We start from the raw sequence: 25,393 nt of genomic DNA on the forward strand, positions 1-25,393 counted from the left end.
GACTTCGGTCCTGACTCTTTTTTATTTTCTGCATTTGTTTTTGCCTACAGGCGTCGGGTCTTACTCATATCTGCGGATAAAAGATTTGACGGCTCCGCCGGCCGCTTCGGCGAATTGCATCCATACGTAGGCATGCAGGGACCGGTCAATAAGCTGGATTTGCGACTTCTCGAGCATGCCTGCGAAGGCATGAAGACTGTGATGAATTCTTTCATTTTTCCATTCTTCTTCGCTGGGGAGGAACAGAACCGGGCACCTTACCTCTCGGTAGTAGTCTTCAAAACGGAGATCCCAGTAACTTTTCATATATTCGGTTCTCACATGATTGGAAAAATAATGACCGATGGTGCCATCGTCCTTCTCTTCAACACTGCCTTCGAAGAACGCCGCAAAATACGGATTCCACAAGCCGTCCTCCTCGAAAGCACCTTTCTTCTTCTCCATAAACTCAGCAACTGACGGATATACGGGATCCTCTCTTTGGGCCAACTCGGCGAGCCAGGTTTGTTTTTTATTTTCGAATTCTTCCACGAGCCCGTTAAACAACCCAAATTCCCCGAATTCGTTATAGAGCGCACCTTCGCACACTAAAGACAACACCATCTCCGGATGCGCAGCGGCCAAACTTACGCCAACCTCGGCTCCCAGCGAGCTGCCCACGACATGACATTTTTCCACGTTCAATTCTTTCAAAAGGAGATACAGATCGTTCGCCATGTCGTCGATATGATAACCCTGCAATGGTTTATCCGACTTACCGTGTCCCCGTAGATCGGCAGCCACGATGCTGTACTCCCTCTCAAATTGCGGAATGATGCCATCCCACATCCGTAAGTTGCCGCCGCTGAAATGAATAAATAGAATGACAGGCTTTTCATCAATGGAATATTTGGTATGAATACCTAGGGAATTCGGTAACACAATCTTTTTCTCTTCCAGCATAGTTGTCTCCCTATATGTGGCTTGTCAGCTATTGAAAAGCTGCTCGAATTCCCTTTGAATCGCCTTTGTCAAAGCACCCGGTTTGCCGCTGCCTATTGGTCGGCCATCCACCTGGATGACGGGCATCGCATCAATGTTGGTACTGGATATGAAAACTTCATCAGCCTCGAGCAGGTCCTGCGTTGTGAATGTGCTCTCCACGACTTTGATATTTAATTTGGCGCACATTTCAAGAATGGTCATTCTAGTAATTCCGTTTAATATAAAGTTATTGGCCGGATGAGTATATAGCGTCTCATTGTTAACGATGAAGACATTCGTCGAGCTGCCCTCCGTAACCATCTCGCCCCGATGCAAAATCGCTTCATATGCACCTGCCGTTTTCGCCTGTTGTTTAGCCATAACATTCCCCAGCAGATTTAAGCTTTTGATATCGCATCTTAACCAACGGATATCTTCCGCAAATACACATTGAACGCCCTGTTGCTGCAGCTGGGCCGGGCGCGCCGATGTTTTCGTATAAGCGATCAATCGCGCAGGTACGGATGGCTCCGGAAAATGATGGATGCGGGGTGCCGTGCCGCGGGTTACCTGAAAATAAATCATCCCATCCTCCAGCGGGTCCAGTTCAAATAACTGCAGCAGCTTATCTTTGATCGTTTCAACGCTGAAAGGCAGCGTTATTCCGATTTCGGAGGTACTGCGAACGAATCTGGATAAATGCTCGTCCATTTTAAACAATTTCCCGCCATGGACGCGGACCACTTCATAAATGCCGTCACCAAACTGATAGCCCCGATCTTCTATGTCGACTCGTGCGGCTTCCCTTGATACAAAATCGTCGTTCATCAATACATAAGCCATAACCGGAACCTCCATCCTAATTTTTAAATCTGATATTAATGTCTTTGGAAGACAGCCTTTCAGACAGTTTGTCTCTCTTATTGGAACGATAATTTAACACCCAGTCCGCGTCAAGCCTCGTTACGACTTCTTTACGCAAATCCTCATATTTGTCTTTCGCCTTTTTATGTTTGACGCTGAGACTTCTAGAGTATATTAACAATGCTATCATAAAAAATATAGAGTAAAAGGATATCGGGTTCGCGAAAGCAGAAAGTATTCCCTGAACATTCAGCGAGCCAATCTTATTCATCCAAATGACCAATACGAACACGAGCATGAGACTGATCATCGACACCGAGGTGTTGAGAAATTTGGCATGATCCAATTTGTCCTTCCGCTTCATTAATTCTTTTATCATCATTATGATGTCGTTAGGCAGGTTTAAATCGCTTAAATCCGGATCCTTGTTCACACTCATGCATACCACCTCCGGTAATGTATATGCTTGTCTTCCGATGAAATATGAGACTCGAAAAAAAACAGCTGACAGGAATTGACCTGTCAACTGTTTGTCGCGAACACAATATGCGGCTGGCTAAACGATGCTATTAGATTAAGATGCCGGGGACTGCGTCGGTTCAGCCGGTGTCATATCTGTAGGTGTACCGGTGGAATCCGGTGTGACCGTATCGGCGGGCGCAGCGGCGTCTTCCGGAGCGGATCCGTCGTCAGTGCTCTCCGCCGGATCGTTAACGATCACGCTCCCCGATTCCGGCTCGTATCCAACCTTCATGGCGAACGCTTCAGCAATGAAACGAAAAGGCACAAACACTCTGTTATGTTTCACAATCGGCGCAGCCGACAGCGTATATTCCTTACCGTCTACCAAAGCCGTAGTGCTTCCTGCTTTGAGTTCGATCACAACGCCGTCTTTGGTGACGGTTACTGTGCCGTCTTCCTTATACTCCACTGTGGCTTTCAAAGAGGCAGCGATGGCGCGGAAAGGCACCATGGCACGTCCTTTGATGAAAAACGGCTCAACATCGGAGACAACCGCCTCACCATTTACAAAAGCCTGCAAACCTGCTTTGCCTGCTTTCTTCTTGAGCTTACCGAGCTTTTTGTAGCCTTCCAAATCAGCCGGATTCTCGGCAATGGCCTCCTCTTGCGTATCGATGGCCTCTGCCGGCTTGTCCAATTGATCGAATACGTCCGCCAGTTGTGTCAGACCTTCGTATGTTACTTTGTACTTGCCTTCCTTATGTCCTTTACGAATTGCATCCGCCACCGCTTCGACGTCCGCTTCAGCTGCTGGTTCCCCAGTCAAGTCGGCGGATTCTCCGCTCTCGGAAAGCTCGTCCAGAGATTCGATGATTTCATCCACCTCATACTTGGACGATAGCAGAATGGAAATGGTCTCTTCGGCAGGGGTGTCTTTCACTTGCTCAATAGCGCGGTGCAATCCCCTTTTCTTTTCTACATCCGCTTCCGATGCGGAGTCTGTCTTGCCTTGCTTTTCGGTGCTGGAACCTTCTTGCTTCGAGGCGCCTTGTGCGTGGTCATTCTTAGCCAACGCATGGACTGGCAAGAGTGCCAAGCCTGCCGCTAATGCCGCGGCCAACGTGGCTGTCATCAGTGATCTCGCTTTTTTCTTCACTTTCCTTTTCCTCCTTGAAAATATAATAAAAAAAGACTACGTCGCGTAGTCCGGCAAGTTCGTTCATAACGACTCGTCCGGCAGCTGGCTGGCATGGCCTGTTATCCCGGCGGTAGCCCCTTTAGCTTTGCGTCCCCATCTTTCAATGGGTTTGCCATGTGCGGCGGTGCATAGATTATATCATTATATCGAAATTTGTGGAATAACATGGAAAATTCGATTTTCTAGAAGATTTAATGAGATGTTAAAAAGCAAAAGGGGTGCCATGCGGCACCCCTTTCTGTAAGGCGGCATAACCGTCTTACACGAGCAAATTCCCCCGCGAAGCGAACTGTAAGGCCGGTTATCGGACTTAAATGATGCACAGAACGTTCCACCTTGCACTGTAAGGCTGGCCATCAGACTTACACGATGCACTCAACGCTCAACATCCAGCTGTAAGGCTAACCATCAGACTTACACGATGCACTCAACGCTCAATCTCGAGCTTTAAGTCCGGCTATCGGACTTACACGATCACTCTGCGCCCAACTAAATTAATCGGATGTAATAAAACGAAAGGGGTGCCATTCGGCACCCCTTCCTCGATATTGAATTATCATTTCGTGCCGTTAACGAATATCCATGTTGTACCTTCTCCTGTACCGGTCTTGGCTGTCACCCGGTGTTGGCCGGGCTCTATGGATGACGGCAAAGCCAGATGCACGGTAAAGTCACCCGTATCCGTGGTTTTGCCTGTGGCGGATACATTGGCTATCGCAATCGTGACCATTTTGTTCGATACGGCCTTTCCCGCACCGTTTGTTACTTTTCCGCTGACTGTTACCCTTTGACCCCCGCGAACGCCGTTGGTCACCGCATTGACGGAAATGCGGTCGCGCGCAGCCGCATCTGCAGGTGTTCCCACGAACAAGGTGCCGCTGACGCTGTCTCTCACCACTTGTGTTTGTCCGCCGTCCGCTGTCGAAATAACAACGCCGGACTCAATCGGGTACAGGATGATTGCGTCAATATTAGCCTTGAAGGACTGGCTGGGATTTTTCAAATGCAGCTCGTGCTTGCCGGCCGTTAAGGAAACCGTTGCAATCCGTTTCAAGCTGACATGGCCGGAAGGTGCGTTCTGCAGCGGAAACTCTTTCCCGGCTTGATCATCGACTCCGATGACCACAGCCGGCTCGGCACCGTCTCCCCCCGCCGCAACCGAGCTTAACATGATATCGTATACGCCGGGTTTAGGTACTTCAACGGCGAACGTCTTCTGTTGTCCCGCCGGCATTTCGACATAGGCGCCGCCGGAAGAGTCCGGGCTTGCGTAGCGCACTTCGGGGACGGTCATCTTATAGATCTTCGCATCCGCAATTGACGCATAGCCTTCATACGGTTTCGGATTATCCGCGTCAACCTCAAAACGCACAACCAACTCCACCGTGCCTTCCGGGATCGCAGCCCTTGGTGTCGTGCTTACCGCACTTTCACCCGCATACCACGTGCGGGGATGATAGCTCATGTCGTTGGCGTCGGCGACAATCGTCTCTTCTCCTGCGGCGTTAATCGCAGCCACTTCTGCGCGCAGTCCGGTATCGAACTCTACCCGTCCGTTAAACTGAAGCCTGACAGAATCGCCTGGCTTAAAGCCGCCTTGCCCACCATCGAGCGGAATTCGGGTCCGGATCGCTCCGTCATCGAACAGCCGGATATTGTTATGCCCGCTCGCGGCAACGAAAATCGTTTTCTGCCCCTTCCAGTTAGGGTAGATCAGCGTATCGGCCCCGACCTGCATGGCATCTTCATAAATTTTTGCTTCGTCGGAACCGGAATCCGCATCTTGCTTCATAACCGCCTTCTCCGGTACGTTCAGCTCCCCTCCGGGAAGCGTCATTTCGATATCGGCCGGCGCGGTGCCCTTGTACAAATTTTCGATCTCAATCGTTTGTGCGATATGCGCGTTTGTCGTTACTCCCGGCAGATAAGATCGCGCAACCGTGTTCTCATTGATCCGCAACAATGCTCGAAGCGCTTCGGCGAGCGACTCTCCCCCGCTGTTGATGTTCACCCTCGTATCATATAGTCCGTCGTAAGCGTACCCGTTTTTCTGATCGAACATCGAAAAGCTGCGCACATTGTTGCCCGTCCACCATGTGCCGGCTAATCCGGCCATCACAGCGTATTTGCGCTTGCCTGTTACTTCGTACAACGCGAGATAATTGTCCACATAGCTCGCCGTTCCGTAGTTGATGAGCGGATAAGGTTTTTTGTTGGGGTGAAGATTCTCGGCCCGGCCGGATATGAGCAAATCGCTCAAGAAAGCGTCCGCTGCCTGCTCAGCGGCTTCGATCCATTGGCTCTGGCCTGTAATTTCGCCCGCAAAGGCGAGCGCCCTTACCTGAATGCTTCCCCATTCATCCCAGCGGTCGGGATTCGTCATCTCGCCGTTATGCTGCATAATGCCGCCGTAAGCAAAGTCTCGGAAGGAAGTCCCTCTTCTTGCCATGTAAATGCCTTCCCCGAGCTTGAGCAGCGATTCTCGTATCGATTTTTTGACCGACGCGTCGTTGGTAGCATGATAATGCTCCGTTAATGCGTTAACCGCAATGGATGATACCCATACATCCCCCATCAGCAGCCATTTCGCCACTTTCACATCGCCAAAAGTATAATATTGTCCGTAATTCGGATCCGTTTTCTCCTTCAGACGTTTCAAAGAAAGATTCAGTCTAGCCGTTACGCGAGCCTCAAGCTCCCGATCCGTTTTCTTCAACTGGGGAAGAGACTTCGCCATCGCTTCATATGCCCGGACAGCCCACCAGCTGAAGCTTTTTTGCGATGAATGGCTGTCCTTCTTATGAATGGTGCCGTCTGCGTCCCTTACGACAAAATTGTCAAAATCGCCGTCGTCATACTGCATCCACATCAGAAACTCGAGTCCGCGCTTGATCATGTCATAGCTGTAGTCGTCCCCATAGGTTTCATAGTGTTCGACATACGCGATAACTGACCGGGACACATCGTCAACGGCCCCAAGGCCTTCCTGCGGGTCTCCGACCCATTCGTACCCTCTGGACAAATCGTTGCGGTCGACCGGTTCGGAGTACAGGTGCGTAATGAACATGGGGACGCCGTCGATCGTTATTTTCTCATTCATAAAATTGAAATGCTTCAGGTTGAGGTAGACTTCATCTGCTCTTTTCAGCCCGTATTTGCGGAAAAAGGACAAATCCTTGCCTGTAAGCTGCCCGTCAGCGTCGTAATCGTATTTCAAATCCGGCTTGCCGGTTCGGAGCATGGCGGTCAGCGCTTCTTCGTCCTTGGCATCAACGGCGTTGTCTCCATTGACATCATATTTGGATATCGATTCTTCCCGCTCGGCGGATATGCCGATATTTCGGATCCTTACAGGCTTGTCCGTTTCATTGTGCAGCTCCACCCAAATTTCCACCGCGTCGTCATGAAGGATACCGCCGTTCGTCCTGACGGAATCCTGCGCCGTAAACCAAGTGCCCCGCGGCGTATTTGCAATATCATTAATATCGACCTGCGTTCCCTTCGCGTCATGAACCCGAACAAATACGCCGTCCGTCCGGTTAACGCCATCCTCGACGAACAAGTCGGATTTTACTTGTATTTTGTCGCCTGCTTGCGGCTCGCCGCTGCCGTCTCCAAAAGGAACACTGCGCCATGCCGCCGCGCCGGGCTGCATAAGAAGCGAGCTTGTCAAATAAGATTTGTCCGTTCCGTTGTTGTCCCAGCCCGCCATGCCTGAGGAGAAATCGTATGTCGCATAGTTTTTGACAACGCCATTCGCTTCCCCCCAGACGACGATTTTGGCAATTTCGATCGTTCCGGGAGTATCGTTGTGAATTTCGATCCACAAGTCGTTCTGGCCGACCGGAATGACACCGTTATTGTCGATAAACTTGGTTGTCGATTCCGCTTCTTTGCCGCGTTGCAGCCCGCTCAAGTCGTTGATCTCCGCCAGAGTGCTTCCGGCGTTCAACCGGATCAATACATTAGCGTCTGTCGTTACGTCGCCATTCAAAATGAACGTCGCTTTTGCATAGACGGAATCCCCCGCAGCAGGGGCGTTACCGTTACCTGTAATCGGAATTGCCCGCCACAGCGCAGCACCCTGTTTCAAAGTCAGATGCTTCTGCGCGGCGAACTTGGATGCATCGCCTGTCTCCCAATTCGTTAATCCGGTGCTCAGATCGTCGTTGTCAATTATGTAATGCACGATGCTCGTTTCCGCCGCATGACTCCCGGGAGTAACGCCAAATGAGAAAATGAGGCAAAACACTAATAGAGATACCAGTTGCTTTTTAATCAAACTTCTCAACCTCCAATAGACCCCTGAAGTATGTTCTAGGGGCCGCCATAGTGAGTGATGCAATATCGACAGATAAGGTTATGTATCCTATAATTGCCTATCTGAAACTTTTCTATTGTGAGTAAGAATGGGAGTTTACCATGATAATTAACAAACAAGAATTTGACGTTAACGGGCTAAAGTACACTGTTAGATCTGCAATCGAGAAAGATGCGCAAGATTTGTCTGAATTAAGATTACAGATTGATGGTGAGACCGAAAATTTGGACAGAGAAAAAGGGGAGGCCTTCATAGACGCGTCAGGGTTCCACCAGATTATAAAAACGGACACTGAGAAGCCGCGAAACTTATTTTTAGTTGCTGAAGTGGATGATCGGATCGTCGGGTTTTCAAGATGCGAAGGCATTTATTTAAATAGATTCTCTCATAAAGTGGAATTCGGAGTAGGCGTATTAAAAGACTTTTGGGGATACAGCATTGGGAAAAATCTGCTGCAAGAATCTGTTTCTTGGGCGGACTCCAACGGCATTAAAAAAATGACTTTGAATGTTCTGGAAACAAATGATAAAGCTATTAACCTGTATAAAAAGCTTGGCTTTGAGATTGAAGGTATATTAAAAAAACGACAAAATCCTTGCTGACGGTAAATACTATAACACCATTATTATGGGAAGGTTTCATGATTGATATCTGCGTAGTCCTACAGGGCGCCTTACGCCCATTTTGCCCGCATCAGCGGGAAATTGATAATGGAATGCTGCGTTTAAGGACGTTTTGGGCGTATCAGCAAGGGAAGAAGGCTAATCTTGAGCCAAGTGTCTGCTGATACGCCCATTTTGTCCGCATCCGCTTCTATTTGTCAGGAACATCGTGTGTTTAAGGACATTTTGGGCGTATGCGCCCGTTACAATTGTTGGGACAGTGACAATGTTCATGCCCGATCAGGATTCATACCCCGATGCAGCCGCAAATGAATAGAAGGGCTGCCCCCTGCAGATGGCGATCTGCCTGGAGCAACCCTCCGTCATAAGAGATGATTATTGCACTTTAATCGCGTTAAAGAATTGCTCCTGAACGGTCTTGGCCGCCGCATCCAATTTCGCTTTCACATCGGTGTCTTTTTTGGAGAAAATCTCTTGGATGACGTTCGTCATCGCACCGTAATAATCTTGCGTATTATATTGGGCTTCAGGCTTGCCGTCCAGCAGCGCATTGGATTCCGCGTTGTAACGGTAGACGTTGTCATATTTCGCAAGAATGTCTTGCACCTTCTTGCCGTAGTCCGAGTCGGCGTTGAAATAATCCATGTGCGGAGGTACGTAGAATTTGCCTTCATCCTTGAATTTCTTGATGTTGTCTTCCAGCGACTTCAGGCCGTCCTCGGAAAAATAGTCAAATGTGATGTAGTTAAATGCCGCTTCTTGCTCGGCAGGCGTTGCATTCGGATTGATCACCAGGTAGTCGCCGCCCAGAACGCCCGTATGTTTGCCGCCTTTCTCAGCTGCCGGCATCGGATAGACCAGCACCTCCTCCGGTTTAAGACCGCCTTGGTTCAGCGCTTGATCCAAAGGACCTTCGGCACCTGCAATCACCATCGCCGTGCGGCCTTGTGCAAAGGCGCCGACCGCGTCACCCCAACCGAGTGCCCAATCTTGTGGGATGACATTGGCATCCCAACGCAGCTTCTTGTAAAATTCCAGCGCTTTCACGCCGGCATCCGAGTTGAACGCTGCCGACACCTTGCCGCCTTCCACCTTTTGGATGTCTCCGCCGGCTTGGAATAGGAAATTCGTCCAGTTCCAGCCCGATTCATTGCCTTTGCCCATCGGCGCAATGCCCGCAATTCCTTTACCTGGGTCGGCAACCGCTTTCGCCGTATTCACCATGTCGTCCCAAGTCCAGTCATAGGAAGGAACCGCTGCGCCTTTTTCATCAAGCATTTTCTTATTGACGACGGTTGTTGTCACATACCCTTTTTGCGCGACTCCGTACACTTTGCCGTCGATAATAAATTGGTTTTGCAGAATCGGATTGATTTGATCTTTAAACTCGTAATTGTTCCACAGTTCCGTAATGTCGGCCGCCCAGCCTTTTTCGACCAGGAACTTCGCTTCCGTCGCCCAGGTATTGAAGAAAGTCGGAGCCTCGTTTGCCGCCATTTTGATACCGATTTCGTTCACGTTGTAGTGCCAATCGCTTTTCTCGATCGTAACGTGCGGATACTTCTCTTCGAAGCGTTTGATTTTTGCGTCTTCAATCGCTCTCAATTCGGTTTGGTCCGGGTTCGGATAGTAGATGCTGATTGTGACCGGTTCCGCCGTTTTCGGCGTCTCGGACGCATCCCCGGAGCTCGACGGCGTGCTGCTGTTCGTCGGTGCGGACGCCTGTTCGCCTTTGTTGCTGCCGCCGCCGCATGCCGCCAGCAAGGATGCCAGCAACACAAGACAAAGCGAAATTGCAGAAATCTTTCTCATGGAAATTCCCCTTTTCGAAAATGAAATGATCGCTACAGCTTCATCATAAGAGAGGCGCTTTCAAAGGACGATGTGTATTCTTATCTCGATCGTGTGTAACATTACGATGACGTTTCCTCCCGCTATCCCTTCACTCCTCCGAGCTGCAGCCCCCGCATGATGTACTTCTGAAACACGAGGAACACGATGATCGGCGGCAGCATGACCATGGTCAGAATCGCAAACCTGACATTCATCGGCAAACCTCTGGCATTGATGACGAACTTGTAAATCGCCGTGGCGAGCGGAATATTGTCGCCCTGCAGAACCAAGTTCGGCCAGAACCAATCATTCCACGCATTGGAAAATACGAAAATCGCCAAAGTAGAGAAAATCGGAACCGACAGCGGCAGCGCGATTTGAATGAAGCATCTCCATTCCGATGCGCCGTCGATGCGGGCGGCCTCGAACATCTCGTTATGGATGCCGTCGAAGAAATTTTTCAGCAGCAGCAGATAGAATGCACTCGCACCCGCCGGCAGCCAAAAAGCCCAAAACGTGTTTAGCAGCCCTAAATCCCGCAGATTCACGAAGTTAGGAATGATATACGTGGTCGGCGGAATGAACAAAGTCGACAGGAAGAAGAAATAAATCGGCTTACGGTATGGAATTTGCAGCTTGGATAAGCTAAAGGCGGCAAGCCCCAATATAAGCACGGTCGCGACAAGGTTGCCTGCGAAAATGGAGAGAGTATTCCTCAGAAACTGCATCAGGTCGATATAATGCCAACCTTTATCGAAGTTCTCCCATACCCATTGAGAGGGAACGAACGTCGGCGGAAAAGCAAACACCTCTTCCCTGCTCTTGAGACCGTTGAAAACCGTAATGAGAATAGGATAAAGCATCGAGGCGACCATGCCGACAATTGCAATAACTGCTATGAAAAACAAAATAGAATTGGATTTTTTCCTGTAATCGTATACGGACAATATACCCCGGTCCAGGTTCTGCATTACGCTCTCTCCCCCCGCTCGGAAAGTCTGTACTGGATAACCGCAAGTGCACCGAGAACGAGAAACATCAATACTCCCATAGCCGCGGCAACGCCATAATTCAATTGATTGAACGCGGATTTGACGATCAAGAGTGCGTACGTCAGCGTCGCTTTATTCGGCCCGCCGTCGAGCATCGCTAATTGCGCCTGCAATCCTTGCGAAGTGGCGATTAGTTGAAGAATGAACAGCAAGCCGATCAAACCGCGGATCGAAGGAAGCGTCACGTGGCGAATCCGCTGCCAAATTCCGGCTCCGTCGATTTCCGCAGCCTCATACCAGTCTCTCGGAATGCTGAGAATGGCGGCCAGATAAATGAGCATCCCCGCTCCGAATTGCTGCCACGTCTCCATAATGACAATGGACACCATGGACCACTTGGGATCGCTCATGAACAGAATCTGATCCTGTCCGAGCTGCGTCAGACCGGCGTTGACCGGTCCTACGGGATCGTAGAACCAACGCCACAAGCCGTATAAGACGATGACCGGAAGCACGTTGGGGAGGTAAGCGATAACCCTGACGAATCCTTGAAACCGTCTCAGCTCCGAAATGAGAATGGCAAATAAGATCGGCACCCAAAATCCGATGACGAGCCCTAAGAACATGTAATATAGCGTGTTTTTGACGGCGATCCCGACGTCCGGGTTGTCCAGCACGGCACGATAATTGTCCCAACCGACAAATTCGTTGCCTTTGACGAAATCCACATGATAAAAGCTGTAAATGAAACCTTTCACGATCGGCATCCACAAAAACAGCAAAAAAACAATCACCGCCGGGAGAAGAAATAGGATCCCCCAGAAGTATTTGCGTACGAAGGCCGCGGCCGCAATTCGCCTTGCGGCAGGCGCAAGTTCGGCACTCGCGTGGACTGGCTGGCTCATCTCATATCCCTCATTCCATTTTCTCTGGATATTTGCGAATCTATCTCAATGATGCGTGTTCTTACTTCTTTAGTTCGCTCGGGCTGATGCCGTAATATTTTTTGAAGATTTTGCTGAAGTGCTCCGGAGATTCATACCCCACGCGTTCCGCCACCTCGTATCGCCGCATATCGGTTTGCTGCAGCAGCCGCTTGCTCTCTTCCATTCGCAGCTTGATGACATACTCCCACAAGTTGATGCCCATATTTTTCTTGAACAAATAACTGAGGTAATTGGGACTCACATGATTGTTTTGCGCGACTACGTGCAAGGTGAGACCTTTGCGGGCATAATTGCCGAGAATATATTCCTTCGCTTTATCGACGATCAGATTATGCTGGGCCGAAACTTCATCCGGTGTGGGCTCCTCCTGACTGAAATTCCACTTGAAATCGCCGTAATAGAACACATAATGATCGCGATGCTCGCCGTGCCATCCGATCGCTCTGCAGGCCTGCTGATTCAGCAGGTTGATGAACTGGGGGCCTTTCAGTATCTGGCTGATTCCGACAACGCAAGAAGTGGACAAATACTTCCGGATATTATGATGGAGACTCCGTCCCAACATATCCAATTGGTCGATCTTATTGACCGCATCGTCTGCGTACTGCTCTTCTCTCCATTGCAGAATCGCGCTGATTTCCGTGCCGCCTGTATAAAAATTGACACTGTTCCACTGGCCTTCCAACACTTCGCTCACAATGTTTAAAGCCCCATATTGCAGCAAATGCGTGTCTTTAGCCGCCCGCTTCCCGTCAACGTTGTCTAAAAGCTGAATGCGAATGACCGCATAATACGGTCCCGGCAAAGGTGCGTCGGCCGCAGCAGCCGCACGCCCAATCTCCTCCGTGAACGGCTCGCCGAACAGGCGATTCAGAAGCTCCGTCTGTTCCTGACGCGGTTCGTCCATTCGAAAATGCTCATGAAAACCGGAGGCCCAGTCCGCTTCCGTGGTTTGGCGCTTATTCAAGTGCAGCAGCACGCTGCGAACGGAGTCGAGGAATTGCTCGCTTTTCAACGGTTTCACCAAATAATCTTTGGCCCCTAGCGAATGGCCATTTGAGCGTACTGAAACGTTTCGTGAGCCGAAATAATGATCGTTTCCACCCACGGTTTCAGGATTTTGGCCTGGTGCATCAGTTCGATGCCGTTCATGGCTCCCATCTGAATATCGGTAACGAGCAAATCGATATCTTCCATGCGCAAGTAATCCAACGCTTCGTAGCCGCTGTGAGCAGTATACACTTGCCCGATGTCCAAGCCGGATCCGGCAAGAAGGCTGCTTAATCCTTTGCAAATGAAAGGTTCGTCGTCCACAATGAGAATGCTGTACATATCGATACCTCGCCTTTGGCTTATTGTTCCGGCACCGGTGACGTCTCGCCGATCGGAAGGATAATCGTCGCGATTGTCGCAACTCCCGGCTCCCTTCGGTAAGTCAGACCAAAGGCGTCGCCGAAATGGAGTCTGATCCGTTGATGTACGTTCCGAATGCCGTATCCGAGATCGGGGTGCGACTGTTCTTCGTTCAGAAGCTTGTCGATCGCTTGCATGTCCGCTTCTTTATAGCCGTTGTCTTCGACGGTAATGATCATATCTTTGTCCCGCGCGTAAGCGGTTACGATAATACGGCCGTCTTCTCCCATGTTCTTCACACCGTGATTGATCGCGTTCTCGATGAGCGGCTGTAGCGTCACTTTCGGAATCAAGCGGTCCAGAACTTCGTCCGAGATGCTCCACTCCACTTGGAAGCCGTATTCATACCGCTTCCGCTGCAGCCCGGTATAAGCCTGCGCGTGCTCCAATTCCTCTCTCAGGGTAATGAGTTCCCTTCCCCTGCTGAGCGCGATTTTCATCAACTTGGAAAGCTCTTTGATCATTTCCGCCGATTCCGAGTTGCCTTCCAGAATGCTCTTCCAATAAATGCTTTCAAGCGTGTTGTACAGCAAATGCGGGTTGATCTGCTGATAAAGCAGCTGAAGCTGCGACTCCTTCTGCTTGAGTTCCATCAAATATTTGTACTCAACGAAATCGTTGATTCGCCTGGTGGAATCATAGACCGAAGCGATGAGCACGCCCACTTCGTCTCTCCTGCCGGCTCCGGGCGTACTCGGCACCAGCTTACCCGGCTCGTAGGTTCGGATGAAAGACGCCAGTTTATGTAGAGGTGCGATCAAAGAGCGCCACTGGTATACCATGACGATTGCCGCGAAAGCGGCGTAGACGATCGAGATCAACTGGATGACCCTCGTCAGCTCGCTCTGCTGCCGGAGCAGCGTTTTCACCGGAATCAGGTAGTACAGCTGCCGGGACAACGATGGATTTGCGTTCACTACATACACGTAACCGGAAGACATAAAATCGACCGTTCCCCCGGGCTTGATCTTCGCCTCGTATTCGGGATCGACCTGGAGGATGGACCCCATTTCAGGTGTTGTCGCGGCCAGGATTCGATTGTTGCTGTCGGTCAAATAAATTTCTCCGAAGGGCAAAGATACCGTACGCAAGGATTCGCGGATCGTATGCTCCATATTCGTTACGACCAGCGCGCCGATCGCTTTGCCCCCATGAGCGGTACTGTTGACTGCCCGTACATATGCGAGCGTCTTTTTACCGGCGATCGGCCAGTTCTTGTCCAACAGGGTGAGGAATCCCGATCCTTTCCTGCTGACCGCGTCCTCCATCCAAACAGGAACCGTCTTATCGTTATAGAAATAAACGCCTTCGGTCGAAGTGAAATTATCCGGCGCGAAGCTGTAATATTGATCCGGATCGTAGATATACAACGAGAAGGACATCGCTTCCCCGTCTACACCTCCCTGCGAATAACTGGTCAGCAGTTGTTCCATGTGTACGTATTCCCGTACACGTTCGTAAATGGTCTCGGATTCCCAAGTACCAAGAGATTGCACCAGGGGATTTTGAATGATCGTCCGGGTCACCTGATCGATCGCTCCGAGATCGCGGCCGATCAGAAGATGGTTCTCTTTATTCAGTTCCCTGTAGGCTTCGGTGACATGGCGGGTCAGGATTTGCTCCGCTTTCGAATTGCCGTACCAATGCAGCACGAAGACGGGACTGATTAGGAGTACAAAAAGCAGCAGAAACTGCTGTTTGACGCTCATTTTGGTCAGGGGATTACCGTTACCGAACCATGCTCTCATACAGCTCTCCCTTCGACTTTGACCCAGTATATAAATATCCCGGCTATTGTTGTATGCCTGTTTCTATCGATTTAAAGTGTTTTATTACAATCTTATATTTCAAACGCGCAACTGCATATGTAAAAATAACAAATTAACATAAAAGCCGCCGGAACATAAAGCTCCGGTGGCTTTGTCAAACTTTTGCGCTTATTCCGGTTCTTCATGTTTCTGTCATAATGCCGCCGTTCACGTGCAGCACCTGTCCCGTAACAAAAGAAGAGTCTTCTGAAGCTAAATAGATGTAGGTCGGCGCAAGCTCGAACGGCTGTCCTGCGCGTTTCATCGGTGTGTTCACACCGAATGTCCGAACATACTCGGCTGAATAACTGGATACGATGAGCGGTGTCCAAATCGGACCCGGCGCCACGGCGTTGACGCGGATCCCTTTGTCGACCAGTTGGAGTGACAGCGAACGTGTGAACGATACGATTGCACCTTTGGTCGAGGAATAATCAACAAGCAAAGGCGCACCTGCATAAGCGGTTACGGAAGCCGTCGATATAATGGAGCTTCCCGGGCTTAGATAAGGAAGTGCGGCTTTCGTCATGTAAAACAGCGGAAATATGTTCGTGCGGTACGTATTCTCGAGCTGCTCGTCGGAAATGTCCAAGATGCTTGCCTGAGGAAACTGAACCCCTTGGTTCAATATTAATACATCAAGCTTCCCGTAACATTCCAAAGTTCTTCTTACCGCCTCTGCGGAAAAAGCGGGCTGGCGCAAATCGCCTTCAATCATAAGGCAGCGGCGCCCGTAACTCTCCACCATCCGCTTAGTCGCTTCGGCGTCCACCCGTTCATACAAGTAGACGATCGCAATATCTGCTCCTTCTTTAGCGAAACCGATTGCGACAGCACGGCCGATCCCGCTGTCTCCTCCGGTAATAATGGCGATTTTCCCGGCTAATTTTCCGCTTCCCTTGTATTGCGGATTGTCGGAGATCGGAACCGGATACATCAAATATTCCAAACCGGGCTGCACATTCTGATGCTGCGGCGGAAAAGTGATCGGCACCTGGCGGCAGCGTGATTCATAACCGTAATAAGGATACATTGGAATCATGGACAATCCTCCATTGCAATTCTGATCAACAGTAGGATATTCGCCCAGTGCCCGCTTGTGCTATCCTGTAATCCATTTTTAAGGTTGTGTCCGAGATTGGTACCCAGCCGAGCCTTAAGCGAACAAGCGGGGCTTGACTGTGTACATGCCGTTTTTATTGCAATTGTGCCAATAGACTGACCGTATATTTATCTCCACAATATATTAGACAGGGTAATGACAATAACAAAAACGGTGGTGAGTTCGATGTCTTATGCTGGTGGAGTTGGTTATTCCTGTGCCGGGTATGGCGCGGGTCGTGGGGCTGCGTTCTTTCTGGTGCTTTTCGTCTTGCTGGTTATCATTTTGAGAGCAGGCTTCTAATCAAAGAATTTATTAGTTCCATCCCCCTGAAGGCTGAAGTCCAGCCTGTGGGGGGACTTTTTTTTTACAACAAAAAACCTTGATATACCATGGGTGTGGTGTATCAAGGTTGATGACTAACTTCATTATTCTGCAAGAATGAACTTGCTGATGGCGGAAAAGTCCTGTTCCCCGCAGTCCCTTTCGCTCATCTTATACAGCTGCAGTGCGAGTGTGGCCAGTGGCAGCGTAAGATCCGCTCCTTCTGCAGCCGCGATTTGCATATCTTTTTTCATCAATCTATGTTTAAATCCAAGGGAAAAATCGCGAGTCGAAATACTGTTCGATTTGTTAAGCAGCATCCAAGAAGCACCTGAACTCTTCCCGATCACTTCTTTTAACATTTCAATATCAATATCCAGCTTCTCCGCCAAAGCCAACGCTTCTGCAGCCGCGATCATATGAATGCCCGCCAGCATCTGATTGATGGCTTTAATCGCTTTGCCGGCACCAACGGAGCCAACCAAAAAGATGTTTTGGGCCATCGCTTCCAGTACCGGACGAGCGCGCTCAAGAACCTCCGAAGTTCCGCCGGCCATGACGGTCAGTGTGCCTTTCTCGGCACCCGCCGTACCGCCGCTGACCGGTGCATCCAGCACTAAAATCTGCTTCTCCTGATAGGCGGCATGAACCCGCTTCATCATCTCCGGTGAGCCGGAGGTCATTTCAATCAATAGGCTGCCGGACCGGAGGCCTCCCAACACTGCTGGAGATAGAAGCACCTCTTTTATTTCCCGATCCTCGGGCAAAATCGTGATCAATACGTCACAATGCGAAATCATGTCTGAAAGGAAGGCATGCGTATAAGCCCCTTCCTTCTTGAGCGCCTCAACTGAACCGGGACTCCTTGGCCCCGCCACATGCAGCTCGAATCCGTTACGGAGCAAGTTTCGAGCCATCGGCAGCCCCATGGCGCCAAGCCCGATAAAACCCACGCGTTTCGTTCCCATACCTTTTCGCCTCCAGATGAGAATTTACTTGATTCCGGATGTCGCAATCCCTTCAACGATAAAACGCTGGAAGAACATGAACATTAAAAATACCGGCACGATGGAAAGGAACGACATCGCAAACAAGGAACCGAGCGCGGATTCCCCCATGGCATCGAGGAAGATCCGAAGCGCAAGCGTAACCGTTAGTTTCTCTTGACCCGTCAGGTAGAGCAGCTGGCTGAAGAAATCGTTCCATGTCCAAATAAAGGTGAATATCGTCGTCGTCACAATCGCCGGCACGATCAACGGCAGAATGACTTTTGTATAGATGCGGAACGGACCGCAGCCGTCTACAGTGGCCGCTTGATCCAGCTCACGCGGCAGCGAACGGATAAACTGAACGGTCAGGAAAACGAAGAAACCTTCGGTTGCAAAAAACTTCGGGACGACGATCGGGAGGATCGTATTCATCCAATCCAGCTTGTTGAACATGATGTACTGGGGGATGACCAGGACATGCAGGGGGATCATCATGGTCATCAGCATAAGACCGAACATTAACTTCTTCGCTTTGAACTCCAATCTCGCAAAAGCGTAAGCCGCCAGCGAGCAAGAAACGACATTGCCTATAATCGCAATCGCGACGAGTGTGATCGAGTTGAGATAATACGTCGTAAAAGTCGTCTTCGATATGCCGGCCCAACCTTTGATGTAATGATCCATGGTCACTTTTTTCGGCCACAGGCTGTTGTCGGTAAAAATCAGCTCCGACGGTTTCAACGAGCTGCTGAGCATCCACAGGATAGGGTAAAGCATGATGACGACCCCGGCGATGATCAGCGTATGTAGCAGTATCTTTTGATAGCGGTTAGCCAATGCCATATCTCATCACCCCCTAATTATCATAGTGAACCCATCGATCGGAGGCTTTGAACGCGAGCCAGGTGAACACACCGATGATGATAAACAACACCCAGGCCATCGAAGAAGCATAGCCCATCTGGAAGTTGCCGAATCCGTTCTGGTAGAGATACAACGTGTAAAAAAGCGTGGAGTTTACCGGTCCGCCGGTTCCTTCGCTGATAATGTACGCCGGGGTAAACGCCTGAAAGGAGCTGATCATCTGCATGATCGCATTAAATAGCAGAATCGGCGTCAGCATCGGCAGCGTTATATGAGCGAATTGTTTCCAACGTCCGGCTCCGTCCAGGGAAGAAGCCTCGTAAAAATCGCTTGGAATCTGTTTAAGTCCGGCAAGAAAAATGATCATCGGGGATCCGAACTGCCAAACCTTCAACAGGATGAGCGCCCACACGGCATAACCAGGCGTCCCGATCCAGCTGGGCATATCGAAGCCGAATACTCCAAGCGTCTGATTCACGATGCCTTCCGCGCCGAACACCTGCCGCCACAAGATGGCGATGGCAACGCTCCCGCCGATCAAAGACGGGATATAATATAGGGATCGGTACGTGCCCAGTCCGCCGATTCCTCTGTTCAAGAGCAGCGCCAACCCTAGGGCAAATGCCAGCTCCAGCGGAACCGCCACGAACACATACATAAATGTCACTTTTAAGGATTGCAGGTATTGCGGATCGTCGGTGAACATCGTGAGGTAATTGCGTAAACCGATCCAGTTAGGCGTTCCTATGAAATTGTAATTCGTAAACGACAAATAGAGAGAAGTGAAAATCGGAATTGCGCTGAACGCCAGCACTCCAATCAGCCATGGAGCCAAAAACAGATAAGGGATTAGGCCTTCGCCACGTCTACGGGTAAGAACTCTGCGCATCATACGGACCCCTTTCAAGTAAAGAATAGCCTGCGCCTTGTGTAGCACAGGCTATTCTGCCTTTTACAGCCTATCTGTTCAAAATCTGTTGAGCTTGGGAGATAAAATCGTCAGCAGCTTGTTCAATGGTTTTCTGTCCGAAAGCGACCGCTTGATTTTCCGTCAATACAAGCTTCTGAACCGAGGTGCTTCCCGCCGGCATGGCCGGATAAGGCTTTGTTATCGGCAGCATATCATCCACAAACTTGTACTCGATTTTTTCCGGTTCTCCCAGATTCGACAAGATCACGTCCTGCATCTTTTTCGAAGCTTGCGGACCGTGTTCGCCTCGGAAGATCGTAGCAGCGTCGGATTCGTTGACAATAAAGTTAAGCAGCAAAGCAGCTTCCTTCGGATGTTTCGAATCCGGTGAAATGCCTGCTCCCGCAATAATCAGTGGGAATACTTTTTCCCCGCTCGGATTCAGCGGATAGCTGACGATGCTTAATTTGTCTTCTGTGCTTTTTTGGAAAATTTTCAGCTGGTTGGAGCTTTTGCTGATCATCGCTACTTTGCCGCGTGCCAGCATGGACTGCTCCTGCGGCTTGTCGCCTTGTTCCGCTTGAATGGCCGCGGGAGGAACGACACCGGCTTTGCGCATCTTGTCCCAGAACGAGAACCAGTCTACCAGATCTTGCTTCTCGAAGCCGAGGGCCTTCCCGTTAAACATAGATTTTCCTCTTTGCATCAAGAACATATCGAAGCCTCTGTAAGTGCCGCCTTCGTCCTCCGAAGCCCAAGCATCCTTACCTAAGTATTTTTGCAGCTGCTGCGCCGTATTGAAGTAATCATCCCAAGTCCAATTATTTTTCGGCAGCGGCACGCCTGCTTTTTCAAAGAGAGTCGTGTTATGAATTACGCCTGTAATGTTATGGCCGAAGCTGATCATATACAGCTTGCCGTCCACTTTGCCGCCGTTTACATCCGCTTCACTGAAATCGCTTACGTTAAGATCGCCGGAAGCAACGAGAGGATCCAAATCCATATGAATATTTCTCGCCACGAAATCATGAAGGAAGAAACTGCTCGTCTGTACCACATCCGGGGCATTGCCGCCGGCAGCCTGCGTGTTCAATTTCTCTACGAACTGGTTCTCCGTTCCGAATTCCCGTTCGACTGTAATATGAGGGTATTTCTCCTCAAATTTATCAAGCAGGGAGTTCATCATGTCATGCCGCGCTTGGCCGCCCCACCAGGCCATCCGAATCGTGACATCTTCCTTAGATGGCGCTTCGGATGATGACCCGCCGGCTGCCGGTGTTTCACTTGATGCATTCGGTTGTGCGTTCTTGCCACTGCATGCTGCAAGTATCAGCAATAAACCAATCAATAAGACAGACACCCATTTTTGCTTTTTCAAGGTAGTTCCTCCTCAACGAATGGTAACCGTACAATTTTTAGTTCAGGTACAGCCGGTCGGTCACTATGGTGAAGATTGTGATCATCCGCCTCTTGCTTGTCTTACAACAAGCATCACCTCCCCAAGTGGATGGAGCTTATCCGTCAGTTCCCTGCCTCCGGGTTATGGGACGCAAACTCCCGCTCCATGGCGTGCAGCTTCCGTACTCTTCTGCGAAACTCTTCATCCGTACTGAATTCCGCTTTCAAATAGCTTTCAATTAAATCGACCACCAGCCAAGGGCCTACAATCTGTGCGCCGACACACATCACATTAACGTCGTCGTGTTCCACGCTTTGGTGCGCGGAGTAGACATCATGGCATACCGATGCTCGTATACCGGGAATTTTGTTCGCGGCTATGCACGCACCCACGCCTGTACCGCACACCAGGATGGCGCGCTCAGATTTGCCGGAGAGCACGGCGTCGCATACGGTTCTCGTGATATCCGGAAAATCGATGGGATTTTCGTCATGTGTCCCATAATCGGTAACTTCGTGACCCATGGATTTTAAAGCGTTTACAACTGTTGCTTTTAAAGGAAACCCTGCGTGATCTCCGCCAACTGCAATTTTCATCTGATCATTTCCTCCTGTGTCATCCATCCATCATTTAATCGATTAAATAAACAAAATTATATATGCTTTTCACACGGTAACCTGCGAATTAATGATCCGCCGGACACCCGCACGATTGCCTGACGATCAAAGCAGGATCCATATACATGATATCGTGTTTCGTTTTTCTATCTTTGATGCTGGCCATCATGAGCTTAGCAGCCTGAACTCCTAATTCGTAAGTTGGCTGGCGTACGGAGGTCACGGGGGGATCCACGAGTTCCGCCCAATCGGGATCGTCAAATACAATAACTGCCAGTTGATCAGGAATGCTAATTTCTTTTTCCTTTAAATATTTGTATCCACCCAGCGTCATGGAGTTATTGGAGACAAACACGGCATCCGGCTTATACTCTTGCTCCAGCAGCTCCTTCATTTTCTCGTAACCGCTCTCGATATCGAAACGGCCTTCCTTGACCAAAGCGTCCTGCTCGCTGATCCCGTAATCCTCCAAGGCCCTGCGGTAACCGGTGAGCCGGTCTTTACCGGTACTCAGCGAAGTCGGTCCGGTGATGATGGCAATACGATTATATCCGTGACGGATCAGATGCTCCGTGGCGTCATATGCCCCTCTCGTATTGTTGGTCAAAATCACATCACAGTTCATGAACTGCGGGCAGCGGTTCAAAAATACGATGGGCACGCCGGTTTCTTCCATCGAACGAAAATAATCACCGGTATTGCCTGCCGAGGATACGATGAGGCCGTCAATTCTTTTACCGATCAATCCCTCCAAGTACTCCCGCTCTTTTTCAACACTGGAATCTGTGTTGCACAGCAGCACATTGTAGTCATTTGCCGCCAACTCCATCTCGATCCCTCTCGCCACGGAGGCGAAGAAAGGGTTTGCAACATCAGAGATGAGAAGACCGACAATGCGGGATTCCTGCTTACGCAGGCTTTTGGCGATGGTATTCGGCTGATAGTTCAAAGCTTGCATCGCCGAATAAACCTGTTCCTTGACTTCGCTTCTCACATACTTTTTATCGTTAATTGCATTAGAAACGGTTGCAGTGGATACCCCCGCTAATTGTGCGACTTCTTTCAGGGTGGGTCGTTTCATTGTTGTATCCACCTTCATTAAATCGATTAACTGTAGTATAAAAGTGGATATCGCTATATGTCAATTAAAAACGATACGGCAAAAGCTGTAGAACTCGGTATTTATTCAGTAATGCAGTAACACGGACGCCGGTGAAAGTGTTAATAACGGTAAAATTCAAGCTAATCTCATTCATTTCTGTTAAATCGTTTAAATACCTCTCGATTTACTAAATGCTCCGGAGCTTCACCCGTTAATGCCTGCAACAAATTGAATGTCGCAAGCTCCGACATACGGATTCTCGTATTGATAGAGGCGCTTCCGATATGCGGCAGCGTGACAATGTTGGGCAGGGAGAGAAGCGGATGATCCGGTTTCACCGGTTCCTCCTCGAACACATCCAGGCCTGCCGCCCACAAGGTTCCATCCTTCAAGGCCGTATATAAAGCCGCCTCATCCACGATTCCGCCGCGCGCCGTGTTAATGAGAATCGCCGACTTTTTCATGAGAGCAAGCTCGTCTTTTCCGATTAAATTCCGGGTTTCCGGTGAATAAGGCACCATGACGCATACGTAGTCCGATTGACTAAGCAATGCCGGCAGCTCGACGTACTCCAGCCCTAATTCCTTTTCCGCTTCTTCCTTGCGGCTTCTGTTGTAATACAGAACGCGCATATCAAACCCTTTAGCGCGTTTAGCGAGCGCTTCGCCGATTCTTCCTAAGCCGACGATGCCCATCGTGGCCCCGAATATGTCTTGTCCGGTCAACAGCATTGGAGACCAGGTTTTCCAGCTTCCTTGTCTCAAGAAATCGGACGCTTCGACAATTCTTCTGGCGGTCGCCATCAATAAGGCGAACGTCAGATCCGCCGTCGTTTCCGTCAGCACCCCCGGGGTATTCGTCACCATGACGCCCCGTTTCGTCGCCGCTTGCACATTGATGTTGTTGTAACCGACAGCCATGTTGCTTATTGCTTTCAAATTTTTTGCGCGGTTCAGCAGATGTTCGTCGATCGTTTCCGTCAACAAACAATATAAACCGTCGACATGCTCGATTTTTTCTTCCAGCACGTGACGAGGCACAGGTATGTCTTCGTGCTGCCACATTTCAACGTCGCACAAATCCGCGATTTTCCCTAAGGCATTGTCAGGAATTCGTCTTGTAATATAAACTTTGGGCCGCAGTTCCTCACCCTCTCTTATTCTTAATGAGATTAATATTGAAAATAGACGACTTTTATCTCGGTGAAAAAGTGCTTGTTCGTACTTCCGATAGAATAGGCGCCGAATCCGGATTGCTTGACCCCGCCGAATGGCATATGGGCCGCACTTGCGGTTCCGTGGTTGACATGCACCATGCCGCTTTCGATACCGTCGGCAAACCGGTAAGCAGAAGATAGGTTTTCCGTAAAGACAGCTGCCGCGAGTCCATACTCGACGGCATTCGCCGTCTGCAGCGCTTCCTGCTCGTTCTCCACGGCGATCACGCTCAGTACGGGGCCGAATATTTCTTCTTTGGCAATTCGCATATCCGGCGTAACTTGGTCAAATAGCGCAGGCGTCATATAAAAGCCGTTTGAGAATTCCTCGCCCGTGAGCGGCTCTCCTCCGGTAAGAAGTCGTGCTCCTTCATCCTTGCCGGCTTGCACATAAGACAGCACGGTATCCAGATGGCTCTTGCCCACCAGCGGTCCCATGTTCGCGCCTTGCTCCCAAGCGGGACCTACTTTTATCTGTTTCATTTCCTTCAATAGAGCGTCGGTTAGTGCTTGTGCCCGATCCTGGAGTACGATGACCCTGCTGATCGCTGTACAGCGCTGGCCGCTGCAAGCGAAAGCGGCATTGACGATTTGCTTCGCCACATACTCTAAATCTTGATGGTCGAGCACAACCGCCGGGTTCTTGCCTCCCAACTCTAATTGGGTGCGAGCCAGCCTGCGGGCGGCAATTTCGTTAATCGCCAATCCTTGTTTGGTAGAGCCTGTGAAACTGATCCCTTTCACTAGCGGATGCTTTACGAGAGGATCGCCTACGCGTGAACCGCTTCCAACGACGAGATTCACTACGCCCTTCGGCACGCCGGCTTCCGCGTACAGTTCCATCAGTTTGACCGTTGCCCAGGGTGTTACCGAAGCGGGTTTAAATACGACCGTACAACCATAGGCAAGAGCCGGCGCAATTTTACGCACGGGCGTTACGATAGGGAAATTCCAAGGAGCGATGGCTGCGATTACACCGATCGGATTGTGCACCGTGGAATTCCACACGTTACCCCGCTCGCCTGGCAGCGTTTCACCATCAATGCGTAGCGCATCACCGGCCGCAAATCGGGTTTCTTTCACGGCCCGGCCAACCTCGCCTCGGGATTCGCCTAATGTTTTCCCCTGTTCGGCGGACAGCATATATGCCAATTCTTCGATATCCCTTTCGAGCAGCCCGGCAAATTTCAACAAGATCTCACTCCGCTCCGGAGCCGGCATTTTCGACCATGTTTGAAATGCCGTATGGGCGGCTTCGACCGCCTCGTTCACATCTGCTTCCGTCGAATCGGGGAAGTGTCCGAGCAGTTGATCTTTTCGGGCGACATGGTACAGCGGAAACGTTTTACCGCTCACGCTTGCCTTCCATTCGCCGTTAATGAAGTTGCCATGCGTTTTCCCTGTGTTCTCCTGCAGCCAAGCTAACATTTTATGTTGTGACATCCG

Annotated in this window: 20 protein-coding genes, 1 pseudogene and 1 riboswitch; of the genes and pseudogenes, 1 reads left to right on the forward strand and 20 read right to left on the reverse strand. The window is 50.1% G+C overall.

Annotated elements, in window-relative coordinates; translation table 11 throughout:
• Window positions 1-60: 60 nt before the first annotated feature.
• The 5 genes from SD71_RS21830 to SD71_RS02195 all read right to left on the reverse strand — a co-directional run bounded on the left by SD71_RS21830 (window position 61) and on the right by SD71_RS02195 (window position 7,769).
• Window positions 61-942 (reverse strand): alpha/beta hydrolase, encoded by an 882-nt coding sequence (locus SD71_RS21830; protein WP_052475861.1) that lies wholly within the window; start codon window positions 940-942, stop codon window positions 61-63.
• Between the two features lie 24 nt (window positions 943-966).
• Window positions 967-1,806, reverse strand: coding sequence for a D-amino-acid transaminase (dat, locus tag SD71_RS02180; RefSeq protein WP_041058948.1), 840 nt, complete (start codon window positions 1,804-1,806; stop codon window positions 967-969).
• A 16-nt stretch (window positions 1,807-1,822) separates the two neighbouring features.
• A complete protein-coding gene (locus tag SD71_RS02185) occupies window positions 1,823-2,266 on the reverse strand; it encodes a DUF2663 family protein (protein WP_041058950.1) in 444 nt (147 codons plus the stop codon).
• Between the two features lie 135 nt (window positions 2,267-2,401).
• Window positions 2,402-3,445 (reverse strand): copper amine oxidase N-terminal domain-containing protein, encoded by a 1,044-nt coding sequence (locus SD71_RS21835; protein ID WP_052475862.1) that lies wholly within the window; start codon window positions 3,443-3,445, stop codon window positions 2,402-2,404.
• Window positions 3,446-3,521: 76 nt separating this feature from the next.
• A riboswitch (cyclic di-GMP riboswitch) is annotated at window positions 3,522-3,611 on the reverse strand.
• A 432-nt stretch (window positions 3,612-4,043) separates the two neighbouring features.
• Complete coding sequence (locus SD71_RS02195) at window positions 4,044-7,769, reverse strand: carboxypeptidase-like regulatory domain-containing protein (RefSeq protein WP_041058953.1); 3,726 nt, start codon at window positions 7,767-7,769, stop codon at window positions 4,044-4,046.
• A 140-nt stretch (window positions 7,770-7,909) separates the two neighbouring features.
• Here SD71_RS02195 and SD71_RS02200 point away from each other — a divergent pair.
• Window positions 7,910-8,456 (forward strand): annotated as a pseudogene (locus SD71_RS02200) (N-acetyltransferase family protein).
• Window positions 8,457-8,806: 350 nt separating this feature from the next.
• Here SD71_RS02200 and SD71_RS02205 read toward each other — a convergent pair.
• The 15 genes from SD71_RS02205 to SD71_RS02270 form a co-directional block, all read right to left on the reverse strand.
• Complete coding sequence (locus SD71_RS02205; RefSeq protein ID WP_041058956.1) at window positions 8,807-10,243, reverse strand: ABC transporter substrate-binding protein; 1,437 nt, start codon at window positions 10,241-10,243, stop codon at window positions 8,807-8,809.
• 122 nt (window positions 10,244-10,365) lie between these two features.
• On the reverse strand, window positions 10,366-11,235 hold the full coding sequence (locus SD71_RS02210) for a carbohydrate ABC transporter permease (protein WP_041058959.1): 870 nt from the start codon (window positions 11,233-11,235) through the stop codon (window positions 10,366-10,368).
• Window positions 11,235-12,161, reverse strand: coding sequence for a carbohydrate ABC transporter permease (locus tag SD71_RS02215; protein ID WP_041058962.1), 927 nt, complete (start codon window positions 12,159-12,161; stop codon window positions 11,235-11,237). Before SD71_RS02215 ends, SD71_RS02210 begins: the two co-directional genes overlap by 1 nt.
• Window positions 12,162-12,222: 61 nt before the next feature.
• Window positions 12,223-13,227: a helix-turn-helix transcriptional regulator gene (locus SD71_RS02220; RefSeq protein WP_326998690.1), complete on the reverse strand. Its 1,005-nt coding sequence runs from the start codon at window positions 13,225-13,227 to the stop codon at window positions 12,223-12,225.
• Between the two features lie 17 nt (window positions 13,228-13,244).
• On the reverse strand, window positions 13,245-13,535 hold the full coding sequence (locus SD71_RS25765) for a response regulator (RefSeq protein ID WP_326998681.1): 291 nt from the start codon (window positions 13,533-13,535) through the stop codon (window positions 13,245-13,247).
• A 20-nt stretch (window positions 13,536-13,555) separates the two neighbouring features.
• A complete protein-coding gene (locus SD71_RS02225; RefSeq protein WP_041058965.1) occupies window positions 13,556-15,364 on the reverse strand; it encodes a cache domain-containing sensor histidine kinase in 1,809 nt (602 codons plus the stop codon).
• A gap of 202 nt (window positions 15,365-15,566) precedes the next feature.
• Entirely contained in the window at window positions 15,567-16,466 is a 900-nt protein-coding gene (locus SD71_RS02230) for an SDR family oxidoreductase (RefSeq protein WP_041058968.1), read from the reverse strand.
• Between the two features lie 488 nt (window positions 16,467-16,954).
• Window positions 16,955-17,818, reverse strand: a complete 864-nt coding sequence (locus SD71_RS02235) for an NAD(P)-dependent oxidoreductase (RefSeq protein WP_041058972.1) — start codon at window positions 17,816-17,818, stop codon at window positions 16,955-16,957.
• Window positions 17,819-17,842: 24 nt separating this feature from the next.
• Window positions 17,843-18,682: a carbohydrate ABC transporter permease gene (locus tag SD71_RS02240; RefSeq protein ID WP_041058975.1), complete on the reverse strand. Its 840-nt coding sequence runs from the start codon at window positions 18,680-18,682 to the stop codon at window positions 17,843-17,845.
• A gap of 13 nt (window positions 18,683-18,695) precedes the next feature.
• Window positions 18,696-19,595 carry a carbohydrate ABC transporter permease gene (locus SD71_RS02245; protein WP_161793318.1) on the reverse strand — a complete coding sequence of 300 codons (900 nt, stop codon included), beginning with the start codon at window positions 19,593-19,595 and terminating at the stop codon, window positions 18,696-18,698.
• 67 nt (window positions 19,596-19,662) lie between these two features.
• A complete protein-coding gene (locus SD71_RS02250; RefSeq protein WP_041058981.1) occupies window positions 19,663-20,991 on the reverse strand; it encodes an ABC transporter substrate-binding protein in 1,329 nt (442 codons plus the stop codon).
• A gap of 143 nt (window positions 20,992-21,134) precedes the next feature.
• Window positions 21,135-21,608, reverse strand: a complete 474-nt coding sequence (gene rpiB, locus SD71_RS02255) for a ribose 5-phosphate isomerase B (protein WP_041058983.1) — start codon at window positions 21,606-21,608, stop codon at window positions 21,135-21,137.
• A gap of 88 nt (window positions 21,609-21,696) precedes the next feature.
• A complete protein-coding gene (locus tag SD71_RS02260) occupies window positions 21,697-22,710 on the reverse strand; it encodes a LacI family DNA-binding transcriptional regulator (RefSeq protein ID WP_041058986.1) in 1,014 nt (337 codons plus the stop codon).
• Window positions 22,711-22,877: 167 nt separating this feature from the next.
• Entirely contained in the window at window positions 22,878-23,873 is a 996-nt protein-coding gene (locus SD71_RS02265) for a 2-hydroxyacid dehydrogenase (protein ID WP_041058988.1), read from the reverse strand.
• Between the two features lie 29 nt (window positions 23,874-23,902).
• Window positions 23,903-25,390 carry an aldehyde dehydrogenase family protein gene (locus tag SD71_RS02270; protein WP_052475863.1) on the reverse strand — a complete coding sequence of 496 codons (1,488 nt, stop codon included), beginning with the start codon at window positions 25,388-25,390 and terminating at the stop codon, window positions 23,903-23,905.
• Window positions 25,391-25,393 lie beyond the last annotated feature (3 nt).

Origin of the sequence: Cohnella kolymensis (genome assembly GCF_000829465.1) — a bacterium.
GTDB lineage: Bacteria > Bacillota > Bacilli > Paenibacillales > Paenibacillaceae > Cohnella > Cohnella kolymensis.

Coding starts and splice junctions, on each gene's coding strand:
- SD71_RS21830 (WP_052475861.1), bottom strand. CDS start 942: ATGCTGGAAGAGAAAAAGATTGTGTTACCGAATTCCCTAGGTATTCAT.
- dat (WP_041058948.1), bottom strand. CDS start 1,806: ATGGCTTATGTATTGATGAACGACGATTTTGTATCAAGGGAAGCCGCA.
- SD71_RS02185 (WP_041058950.1), bottom strand. CDS start 2,266: ATGAGTGTGAACAAGGATCCGGATTTAAGCGATTTAAACCTGCCTAAC.
- SD71_RS02205 (WP_041058956.1), bottom strand. CDS start 10,243: ATGAGAAAGATTTCTGCAATTTCGCTTTGTCTTGTGTTGCTGGCATCC.
- SD71_RS02210 (WP_041058959.1), bottom strand. CDS start 11,235: ATGCAGAACCTGGACCGGGGTATATTGTCCGTATACGATTACAGGAAA.
- SD71_RS02215 (WP_041058962.1), bottom strand. CDS start 12,161: ATGAGCCAGCCAGTCCACGCGAGTGCCGAACTTGCGCCTGCCGCAAGG.
- SD71_RS25765 (WP_326998681.1), bottom strand. CDS start 13,535: ATGTACAGCATTCTCATTGTGGACGACGAACCTTTCATTTGCAAAGGA.
- SD71_RS02225 (WP_041058965.1), bottom strand. CDS start 15,364: ATGAGAGCATGGTTCGGTAACGGTAATCCCCTGACCAAAATGAGCGTC.
- SD71_RS02230 (WP_041058968.1), bottom strand. CDS start 16,466: ATGATTCCAATGTATCCTTATTACGGTTATGAATCACGCTGCCGCCAG.
- SD71_RS02235 (WP_041058972.1), bottom strand. CDS start 17,818: ATGGGAACGAAACGCGTGGGTTTTATCGGGCTTGGCGCCATGGGGCTG.
- SD71_RS02240 (WP_041058975.1), bottom strand. CDS start 18,682: ATGGCATTGGCTAACCGCTATCAAAAGATACTGCTACATACGCTGATC.
- SD71_RS02245 (WP_161793318.1), bottom strand. CDS start 19,595: ATGATGCGCAGAGTTCTTACCCGTAGACGTGGCGAAGGCCTAATCCCT.
- rpiB (WP_041058983.1), bottom strand. CDS start 21,608: ATGAAAATTGCAGTTGGCGGAGATCACGCAGGGTTTCCTTTAAAAGCA.
- SD71_RS02260 (WP_041058986.1), bottom strand. CDS start 22,710: ATGAAACGACCCACCCTGAAAGAAGTCGCACAATTAGCGGGGGTATCC.
- SD71_RS02270 (WP_052475863.1), bottom strand. CDS start 25,390: ATGTCACAACATAAAATGTTAGCTTGGCTGCAGGAGAACACAGGGAAA.